The organism is uncultured Rummeliibacillus sp., assembly GCF_934216135.1.
In the GTDB taxonomy this organism is placed as follows: Bacteria; Bacillota; Bacilli; order Bacillales_A; family Planococcaceae; genus Rummeliibacillus.
This window is the reverse complement of sequence record NZ_CAKQBI010000057.1, coordinates 1-8115: the sequence shown is the minus strand read 5'-3', so window position 1 is coordinate 8115 and position 8115 is coordinate 1. Positions and strand designations below refer to the sequence as shown.

Here is an 8115-nt window from a genome sequence, read left to right as displayed (position 1 = left end):
ATTTATTTGAGCTGTGGAAGGTAAACGCGGTTCTGAATGTCTCTTAAAATCTGTCTCAAATATTGACTTCAATCCAAAACTGGTAAGGAAGTGCTTTGGAACACATCAAGTCTCTTTACTAACCCTCGTTTCGTTGCGGGTGGTGCTACAGCACCTTTTGCTGATATCGTTGCTTACTCAGCTGCTCAAATCAAACATTCTTTGGAAATTGCTAAACGGGTAAATTCCATGAACTATGTTTTTTGGGGTGGTCGTGAAGGTTACGAATCATTACTCAATACTGATATGAAACTTGAACAAGAACACATTGCTAAATTCTTCCACATGGCTAAGGATTATGCTAACGAAATTGGTTACACAGGACAATTCCTGCTTGAACCAAAACCAAAGGAACCAACATCACATCAATATGATACAGATGCGGCAACAACAATTGCCTTCCTTAAGACCTACGGTCTAGAAAAAGACTTTAAGTTAAACCTTGAGGGTAACCATGCTTATCTTGCAGGCCACACTTACGAACATGAAGTTCGTGTGGCTCGTGACGCTGGCTTACTTGGTTCGCTTGATGCCAACATGGGTGACAAGTTGATTGGTTGGGATATTGATGAATTCCCTAATGATATTTATGAAGCAACCCTTGTTATGTATGAGATGCTTAAGAATGGTGGCCTAGCTACTGGTGGTTTAAACTTTGATGCTAAACCAAGACGTCAATCATTCACTATGGAAGACCTCTTCTTAGCTCATACTGCAGGTATGGATACTTATGCTGCTGGATTGAGAGTAGCTGCTAAATTACTTGAAGATCGTGTATTTGATTCAGTAATTGAAGATCGCTACAGCTCATTCAAGTCTGGTATCGGTGCCGACTTTGAAAATGATAAGGTAACCTTCAAAGAACTTGAAGATTATGTGATCGATAAGCCTCAATCAGAATTGATTGCCGCAACAAAATCTGGTCACTTAGAACAATTGAAATCAACATTAAATAATTATATTTTTACCGTATTAGGCAAATAAGCGAAAAGGTGGCGAATTGCCACCTTTTTATTTTGAAGAGGTGAATGACATGGAAGTTGTATTAGGAGTAGATTTAGGAACAAGTGCGGTTAAGGTTTCAGCCGTAAGCCGTGAAGGAAAAATTGTCGCCCAACAAAGTGAAGCCTACAGTTTGAATCAGCCCGAACCAGGTTATAGTGAACAAAATCCGGAGGATTGGGTAACCGGAACAACTGCGGCTATCGACCGGTTGATTAAAGTGGATGGTATCAAACCGGATGAAATTACTGGGATTAGCTATTCTGGACAAATGCATGGACTGGTTCTATTAGATGACCATAATCAAGTTTTACGCCCAGCTATTTTGTGGAATGATACCCGAACAACGGAACAATGCAAAGAAATTCTAGATACAATGGGACAAGATTTTATTGATATCACTCGTAATGTTCCACTAGAAGGATTTACTTTGCCTAAACTTTTATGGGTAAAAGAAAATGAACCAGAACTCTTTAATAATGTATCAGTATTCTTATTGCCCAAGGATTATCTAAGATATCGGATGACCGGGAAAATCGCGATGGAATATTCGGACGCGGCAGGAACCGTAATGTTAGATGAAGAAAACAAAACTTGGAGTACGAAGATTGCGGACGCCTTCGATTTGCCTCAAACAATCTTCCCGCCATTAATTGAATCCATTGGATTCGCTGGTACGATTGGAGATACGTATGCGAAGTTCTCCGGATTGAAGACGACGACTAAGATCTACGGCGGAGCCGCTGATAATGCGGCAGGAGCGATTGGAGCCGGAATCTTAAGTTCTAATCAAGTCCTATCTTCAATTGGAACTTCCGGAGTAGTATTGAAGTATGAAGATAATGCCGATGTCGATTATAAGGGAGCATTACATTTCTTTAACCACGCTATTCCAAATAAATTTTATACGATGGGAGTGACCTTAGCGGCGGGCTACAGTCTGAGTTGGTTTAAGAAGACTTTCAGTGCCGATCAAGATTTCACAGAATTTGTAAACGCCGCAGGCGATTCCACCGTCGGTGCTAATGGTTTGTTATTTACGCCATATATTGTTGGCGAACGGACTCCATACCCTGATGGTGACGCGCGCGGTAGTTTCATTGGAATTGATGGAACCCATAATAAGGCAGACTTTACCCGGGCTGTATTAGAGGGAATTGTCTTCTCGTTCAAAGATATTATGCGAATCTTTGCCGAAAAGGGTAGTGATTTTGATACGGTAGTATCAATCGGAGGAGGCGCTAAGAGTCCACTATGGCTCCAAATTCAAGCCGATGTTTTCAATAAAAAAGTGGTTACTTTAAAGAATGAACAAGGGCCCGGCTTAGGAGCGGCAATGATTGCCGCTGTGGGAGTCGGTTGGTTCGATTCATTGAACGATTGTGCCCAAAAATTTGTGTCATATGATCAAGAATATGTGCCTAATAGTGGTAATGTTGAAAAATATGAAAAGATGTATCGATTGTATAAACGAGTGTATGGTCAAATTGCAGAAATCAGTCATGGATTAATGGAATATAGACTAAATAATCTCTAGAGGGTATTTATAAAGGCTTTCTCCAAATTAGTGGAGAAGGCTTTTTTATGTGAAATGAAACATGTTTCATGAAATGACACGTGTTACATAGGTTAGAACCCTGTCGCAAGGCATTTAAAAATGTTTTATTTGCATTTGTAATTAATTTATGATAAGCATGTAAACAAAGTAAAGCAAAACGAAAGGGAGTACCAGTTATGAATACAAAAAGAGATTTTATTGACACTAATACATATACACAAGAGGAAATCAAATACATGATTAATCTTGGTCTTAAGATAAAAGAATCAATTAAGAATGGTTACTAGCCACTACTTCTAAAAAATAAGACGCTTGGCATGATTTCTGTAGAAAGCTCAACTAGAACTTCTGCAGAAGCTATAAGAAAATTAGATGCTTAGTGGAAAGTAATATTAACAGGTTATAACTATATTAGTTGCTAGGAATTGGATAGTTAAAAAGAGGACTGAACGATTTTAGAATACTGTTCAATCCTCTTTTTTAGTGAATAAGCTAATTTTTAATTAGTAAATAATTTTATTATTGAATATTATTTTCATGTAACTTTGCAAGTTTAGTAGCATTTTCAGTAACGCGTTTTTTGCTAAGTGGATAGAAGAATAGAAGCAATAAAGCAGCAAAAGCTAAACAGAAAGTTGGAATACCGGTTGCTAAGTTATAAATACGGTGAATAACAGCGTCATTCTGAATGACTCCGCCACCTGTAGATGATTGGTATCCAATGAAAGTAAGCATAAAACCACCAAATCCACCAGCGATAGCTTGAGCAACTTTTCGTGCAAATGAATTTACTCCATAAACAATTCCATCTTCACGGACACCAGTGAGTACTTCGTGATTATCAATAACATCAGTAATGAATGCCCAAACCATTAAATTGAACATACCGGCACCTAAAGAACCAAAGAAAAGCATTACTAAGTAAAAAGCAACACTTTGAGTATGTACTACTAATAAAGTACCATACATCAAAGCTCCAAAAAGTAAAGCAACAATTGACGTTTCCTTGCGTCCAAATTTTTTAGTGAGATAGTGACCAAATGGGGCGAGTAAGATGACAGTAGCAAAATTAAAAATTAAAGCAACAGCCATAGCACTCTTGTTTTTAAAATAATCGTTGAATAGATATGAAATCATAGTTCCCGAAAGATTTTGATTAATAACAACCATGATATCAACTAAAACTAAAACAACTAACGCCTTATTTTCAAATAGACCCTTAACTAAACGACCCAAAGGGACTTTTTCACTTTTTTCGGTCCTAACACGTTCAGTTGTTAAGTGAATGGTTAATTCATAGCACACCCATCCTAGCACTGCACAAGCTGCTACAACCCAGAAAAAACGAGTTCCTGAAATTTTTTGTGTTGCTCCGATGTAAATAAATAATGGAATAATGTAACTTGTAATGGCACTACCTAAAGCCGAACCGAGGGCACGGAATGTAGATAGAGAAGTTTTATCATTAGGATCACTACTAATCGCAGAAGCCATCGATCCGTATGGAATATTAACGGTAGAGTAGAAGATTCCCCATCCGAGATAAGTAATGAATACCCAGAGTAATCGAACTGGAAGAGCCCAAGTTTGTACAATTGGCACGAATAATAGCACTAGAAAAATTAATAATGGGTATTGCATACGACTCATCCAAGGTTTAAAACGACCTGATTTGTGAAGTTTACTGTTATCTACAAGTCGACCCACGGTAATATCTGCGAATGCATCTACAAAACGTGCTATGAGAAATAATATTCCAATCTGGGCCCCTGTTAATCCAAGTACGTTTGTATAAAAAATCATCAAAAATGAGTTAACAACGTTGAAAGAGAAATTATTTCCAATGTCGCCAAACATATAACCGACCTTATCCTTAATATTAAAAGGTTTAGTATTTAAGGTAATGGTTTTTTGTGTTTTATCCAAAAGTGTCACGCTCCTTTAATTTTTAATCTGATATATCAGTACAGCAAAATAATATCACTTAAAGAAAGCGTTTTCAATGGAAAATTAATATCACATAAAAAAATACAACATTGTGGAATAATGTTACACAGATAAAGTTAAAAAGTAATTTTTTACTTATTGACAGCGTTTACATAACATATTAAAGTGATTACATACTGATGTATCTAATATATCACTTGTTGGATAAATATTTTCTTTTACAAAGTTAAAAAAGGAATGGTGTGACTTTAGATGAAAACAAGCCGAAATTTATTGAATATTAAAAATAATGACGATTATTTAGATATTAAGACCGATGGAGCTAACTTTAGGGTATATCTTTTAGATGAAAATATTATTCGGATTCGCGGAACGTTTGATGATGAATTTAAACCCGAACAATCTTACGCATTAGTTAAGACAGCTTGGGAAGATACAACTGACGAATTATTAGCGAACGAAAGAAAAAAAGTTACTCCAATACAAATTCAAATGGTAGAGAAAGAAGATAAATATACAGTACAAAATGGGAAATATGCACTACATATCTATAAAGCACCATTTTATTTTGAGATTGTAGATAAATATGGAAACGTAGTACATAAGGATCTGCCACGACGTTCTTTTGTTATGGATGATAATGGACGGGAATACCATTACAGTACGATGGGAGATACGAATAAATTTTATGGATTCGGAGAAAAATCTGGGGAATTAAATAAATTCAAACGACGTATGCGGATGCATAATACAGATTCATTAGGATGGAATGCCAAAAAATCAGACCCTCTATATAAAATGATTCCGTTCTACATTAATTTTAACACTGAAAATAATATTGCAACTGGTTTATTCTATAATACAGCACATGATTCAGTTTTTGATATGGATTGTGAACATAGTAATTATTGGTTAAGATATAGCTATTTTCAGTGTGATGGTGGAGACCTTGATGTATTTTTTATTGGCGGACCAACTATTAAAGATGTAGTAGAACATTATACGGATTTGACTGGAAAATCTGCAATGATGCCAATGTCTTCATTTGGATATATGGGCTCTACAATGTTCTATACAGAACTAGAAAAAGATGCGGATAAGGCTATTTTAGATTTCGTTGATACATGCAAAAAGAATGATATTCCTTGTGATGGATTCTTTCTATCTTCAGGATACACTTCAGGAAAAGACGGTAAGAGATATGTATTCAATTGGAACAAAAAGCGATTTTCAAATCCCCAAAAATTTGTTGAGGAACTAGAAAAAAAAGGAGTTTTGTTAGCTCCGAATATTAAGCCAGGAATGTTATTGACACATCCTTTTAAGAAAGATTTTGAGCAAAACAAAGCATATGTCAGAAACCAAAATAACGATGATGATCAAGTTGATCAATATTGGGGAGGTGCAGCTCACTTTGTTGATTTTACAAGCCCGAAAGGTAGAGAGACTTGGAAAAAATATATGAAGAGGTCCTTAATTTCGAATGGAATAAGTTCAATCTGGAATGATAATAATGAATATGAGATTAATGATGATAATGCTAGAGTAGACGCTGAGGGTCAAGGCAAAACCATTGGTGAATTGAAGCCTGTTATGTCGACGATGATGGCAAAGGCTGCTAAAGATGCAATTAACGAAGCTATGCCTGAAAAAAGGCCATATTTAGTGAATAGAGCGGGCTTTGCTGGTATACAAAGGTACGCACAAACTTGGGCAGGAGATAATTATACAAGTTGGACGAACTTAAAGTATAATGTTCCAACTATCTTAGGCATGGGATTATCTGGTGTGGCAAATCAAGGTTGCGATATTGGTGGGTTCGATGGGCCACTACCAGAACCTGAACTATTTGTCCGTTGGGTACAAAATGGGATTTTTCAGCCTAGATTTTCAATTCATTCATGTAATACCGATAATACAGTTACTGAACCTTGGACATATCCGAACTATACTAAATATATTAGAGATGCAATTAAACTCAGATATTCGTTAATTCCTTATTTTTATTCTCTTTTACACATTGCAGCTACTAAGGGTGAACCGATTATGCGTCCACTTGTCTACGAATTTCAAAATGATCCAGCCGTTGCGGAGGAAAGTTTTGAGTTCATGTTAGGACCATCATTATTAATAGCCAATGTCCTTGAACGAGATCAAGTTCAAAAACAAATATATCTACCTGAGGGCACGAAATGGTTTGATATGAAAACTTCGAAATACTACGATGGTGGTCAAACAATTGAAATACCTGTTGATTTATCTAGTATTCCGATGTTTTTAAGATGTGGCAGTATCGTTCCACAGAGTAAAGAGCTTAATAACGTTCATAATGATTTAATTAATAAACTTGAATTGATGATTGAGCCAAGTACGGAAACTTCGTTTACAATTTATGAAGATGATGGGGTGTCCAATGACTATAAAAAAGGAGAATTTTTGGAGACCAAAGTTCGAGTTAAACCCGATTCAGATGGAGTAAATATTAATGTACAACGTGAAGGAAGTTATCAAACTAAAGTTAAAACTATTGAATTAGAAGTTTATTGTTCAAAGATAGCACCTTTGACAGTGAGAATTGAACAGGAAGAATTGGATAGATATCTTAGTTATGAAAAATTTAAAGATACTAATTCAGGATGGTATTTTGACGGAGAGAAACGAAGAGCCTTAATCCGTTATGCAAATCCAAAACAAAATATTTATCAAGTTGGAGTTAATTTTCATGTGAAAGATTTGATTTCAATTTAATAAATAAAAGAAATTCCGTATTTTTACGAAATACTCCCTAATTATTTAGGCCCTAAGTCAACAAGTGTTGATGAAGAAAATCAATTCATTTACGAATTGGTTTTCTTTTTTAGCTTTAAATATAAATTTGATATATATAATCTCTTAAGTGTTTTCAGTTTCTATATACGTAAGTGTGCGATGGATTAGTAGTTTTGGTTTTAAGTAGTTGTAACAATCTTTCTTTGTTTTGATACCGAATGGTATCAGCAATGGATTGAACAACAAAGTAGACTTCAGAAAAATCCGAATTAGCACTAATATCTTCGGAAACAACTTGTTTAGAGGTTAAACAATCCTTTAAATGTGATTTCTAAGTAGGATTTTTCGACTCTATCTGATTGAATGGTTTTAAATATAAACTCCAATAGTATTTTAAAAGGCGATATTCTCTAGAGTTCCATTGAGATTGATGCATAGTAGCGATTTTAACTTGAGTGGTTACACGATTTAACAGTCTTACGACTGGATAAGCTATAGTATCGTTCGAAGTGATAAATAATATTTCTATTTTCGGTATCAGTTTTAAGGACATTATCTTGTATAAAGACAGTACAGAATATATTATCATCTGCTTTCAATTGGGTTTTAGTCGACATGATTGTAGCACTAAGGATGAGGAGATGTCCTTTTTTGCGTAAAAAAGTGTCGATAGACAATTTTTATTATCCATCGACACTAGTTATTGTAGAGCCATTATTTAGAGAGAGCGTAAAATATCTTGTGTAAATGCATAAAAGATTTCTGAATTGTATAGAAATAGGGAATGCCTTCCCTTATGA

3 protein-coding genes and 2 pseudogenes are annotated in these 8115 nt (G+C 35.3%); 4 read left to right on the top strand and 1 reads right to left on the bottom strand.

Annotation, left to right across the window (positions count from 1 at the left end):
* Positions 1-54: 54 nt before the first annotated feature.
* The 3 genes and pseudogenes from Q0977_RS17485 to Q0977_RS18325 form a co-directional block, all read left to right on the top strand.
* Positions 55-1023: pseudogene (locus tag Q0977_RS17485) on the top strand (xylose isomerase); the annotation flags it as partial.
* Positions 1024-1072: 49 nt separating this feature from the next.
* On the top strand, positions 1073-2578 hold the full coding sequence (xylB, locus tag Q0977_RS17480) for a xylulokinase (protein WP_299516218.1): 1506 nt from the start codon (positions 1073-1075) through the stop codon (positions 2576-2578).
* Positions 2579-2775: 197 nt separating this feature from the next.
* Positions 2776-2946, top strand: a pseudogene (locus Q0977_RS18325) (putrescine carbamoyltransferase); the annotation flags it as partial.
* Positions 2947-3118: 172 nt separating this feature from the next.
* On the opposite strand, the gene Q0977_RS17475 reads toward Q0977_RS18325, so the two are convergent.
* Positions 3119-4525, bottom strand: coding sequence for an MFS transporter (locus Q0977_RS17475; RefSeq protein WP_002834440.1), 1407 nt, complete (start codon positions 4523-4525; stop codon positions 3119-3121).
* Between the two features lie 273 nt (positions 4526-4798).
* Between Q0977_RS17475 and Q0977_RS17470 the strand changes: the two genes are divergently transcribed.
* Positions 4799-7294, top strand: a complete 2496-nt coding sequence (locus Q0977_RS17470; RefSeq protein WP_055125930.1) for a TIM-barrel domain-containing protein — start codon at positions 4799-4801, stop codon at positions 7292-7294.
* The last annotated feature ends 821 nt before the right edge of the window (positions 7295-8115 follow it).